Raw genomic sequence first — 2,471 nt, forward strand, 5'->3', positions numbered from 1 at the left:
GGTCGAATTCATGCACACCGCCACTTTGCTGCATGACGACGTGGTCGACGAAAGCGAGCTGCGGCGCGGCAAATTGTCGGCGCGGATGCTGTGGGGCAACGAGGCCAGCGTGCTGGTCGGCGACTTCCTGCTCGGCCAGGCGTTCCGGATGATGGTCGAGGTCGGCTCGCTGCGCGCGCTCGACATCCTGTCATCGGCCGCCGCCACCATCGCCGAAGGCGAAGTGATGCAGCTGGCGGCGGCGAAGAATACCGCCACCACCGAGGACGAATATCTCGCCGTGATCCGCGGCAAGACCGCCGAGCTGTTCGCCGCGGCCTGCGAGGTCGGCCCCGTCATCGCCAACCGCCCGAAGGCCGAACAGACCGCCTGCCGCTCGGTCGGCATGAATCTCGGCATCGCGTTCCAATTGGTGGACGATGTGCTCGACTATGGCGGCAAGGCCGCCAAGCTCGGCAAGAACATCGGCGACGATTTCCGCGAGGGCAAGATCACGCTGCCGGTGGTGCTGGCGTTCCGCCGCGGCAACGACAGCGAGCGCGCGTTCTGGAGCAAGGCGCTGGAACGCGGCGAGATCGCCGACGGCGATCTCGACCACGCCATCGGCCTGATGACCAAGCACCGCGCGCTGGAAGACACCATCAACCGCGCCCAGCATTACGGCGCCATGGCGGTCGATGCGCTGGCGCTGTTTCCGGCCTCGCCGATGAAGACCGCGCTGGAGCAGGTGGTGGCGTTCTGTCTGGCGAGATCGCATTAGAAGCGATCGGCGCCGTCATCAGCAGCAGCAAGATCGCGTCATCCTGAGGTGCGCGCCCTTGCGCGCCTCGAAGGATGGGCAGCGGGCACCGCCTTCGCATCCATCCTTCGAGGCGCGCCGAAGACGGCGCGCACCTCAGGATGACGGCGGTGTATGTTGCCGGCGAAGCGCTAACTCAAGATCCCCGCATGCACCCACCAGCCGGGATGATCGAGCTGGATTTTCTGCGCCGCGCGCTGCGCGTCGGCGGTGTTCTCGTAGATCGCAAAGCAGGTCGCGCCCGAGCCCGACATCCGCGCCAGCCAGGCGCCATTGGTGGCGTTGAGCGCGGCGATCACCTCGCCGATCACGGGCTGAATGCGCATCGCCGGCGCTTCGAGGTCGTTGTGTTCGGCGGCGAGCGCTTCGACCCAGTCTTCGAGCGAGGCGCCGGCTTCCGGCCAGGCCGTGCCGCGGAACACATCGGTCGCGCCCACCAGCAATTGGCCGTTGCGCAGGCCGAGCGCCTTGAATACGTCGGCGGTGGCGACGGGAACGCGCGGATTGACCATCACGCACGGCATCTTCGGCAGGCTCAGCGGCATCAGCGTCTCGCCGACGCCGGTCATGACGCAGGCGTTGGAGGCAAGGCATACCGGCACGTCGGCGCCGGTCAGCCGCGCGACCTCGATCAGGCGCGGATCGTCGAGTTCGATACCGTTGAGTTGCGCCAGCAGCCGCAGCGCCGCGGCCGCATCGGCCGAGCCGCCGCCGATGCCGGCTGCCACCGGCAGCACCTTGTCGAGAATGAAATCGCCGAGCTTGAGATCCGGCACGCGCGCGCGCAGCAACTGCGCCGCCTTGATCACCAGATTGTCGGAAGCCTCGCCGCAGGCCTGCGCCAGCGGGCCGGTGGTGTTCAGGTTCAGCCCGGAGCCCGGGCTCAGGCTGAGCCGGTCGGCGCAATTGGCGAACGCCACCACGCTTTCGATGTCGTGATAGCCATCGACGCGCCGCCCAACCACCCGCAGGGTCAGGTTGACCTTGGCACGCCCCTCTTCCATCAACGCCGGCATAACCGACCCAACCCTTCGATCAGCCGTGCTCAATCGCCCTCAACCGCCCTTGCCGTCTTCTTTTTTCTTGTCGGCGGAGGCCGCCGACGAGGTGTCTTCCGGCAGACCGTTTTCGATCTTGGCCTCGATCTTCGGCAATTCTTCCGGCTCGGGCTTGAGGTCGCGGGCGTGGGCCCACTGGAATTTGGCTTCCAGCGTGCGGCCGACGCGCCAATAGGCGTCGCCAAGATGGTCGTTGATGGTGGGATCTTCCGGCTTGAGGTCGATCGCGCGCTCCAGGTTCTTCACCGCGTCCTCGAAATTGCCGATGCGGTAGTAGGCCCAGCCCAAGGAGTCCACGATGTAGCCGTCGTCGGGGCGCTGCTCGACGGCGCGCTTGATCATCTTCATGCCCTCGTCGAGATTGATGCCCTGATCGATCCACGAGTAGCCGAGATAGTTCAGCACGTGCGGCTGCTCGGGCTGCAGCTCCAGCGCCTTGCGCATGTCGACTTCCGCCTTGCTCCACTGCTTGGAGCGCTCAAAGCATATGCCGCGGTAGTAATACGTCACCCAGGCGCCCTTCTCGTTGGCGGGCGGCATCACGTCGATGCCCTGCGTGTAGGTCTGGGCGCAGTCGGCGAACCGCTTGCGGCCGCGCTCGACATTGCCGAGCG

At 66.4% G+C, this 2,471-nt stretch carries 3 protein-coding genes; 1 reads left to right on the forward strand and 2 read right to left on the reverse strand.

The genetic code is table 11. From position 1 onward, the window contains the following. Positions 1 to 760: polyprenyl synthetase family protein (locus tag V6M48_RS11115; protein ID WP_332812611.1), on the forward strand; the 760-nt coding region annotated here is incomplete at its 5' end. A 170-nt stretch (positions 761 to 930) separates the two neighbouring features. Here V6M48_RS11115 and V6M48_RS11120 read toward each other — a convergent pair. Together V6M48_RS11120 and V6M48_RS11125 are read right to left on the reverse strand one after the other, a co-directional pair. Beyond that, complete coding sequence (locus V6M48_RS11120; protein ID WP_332812612.1) at positions 931 to 1,815, reverse strand: 4-(cytidine 5'-diphospho)-2-C-methyl-D-erythritol kinase; 885 nt, start codon at positions 1,813 to 1,815, stop codon at positions 931 to 933. 39 nt (positions 1,816 to 1,854) lie between these two features. Further along, on the reverse strand, positions 1,855 to 2,471 hold a 617-nt coding region (locus tag V6M48_RS11125; RefSeq protein ID WP_332812613.1), incomplete at its 5' end, for a tetratricopeptide repeat protein.

The organism is Sphingomonas sp. (assembly GCF_036677245.1).
GTDB lineage: Bacteria > Pseudomonadota > Alphaproteobacteria > Sphingomonadales > Sphingomonadaceae > Allosphingosinicella.

Excerpts from the sequence above, each read along its gene's own strand:
- V6M48_RS11120 (WP_332812612.1), bottom strand. The coding sequence starts at position 1,815 with ATGCCGGCGTTGATGGAAGAGGGGCGTGCCAAGGTCAACCTGACCCTG.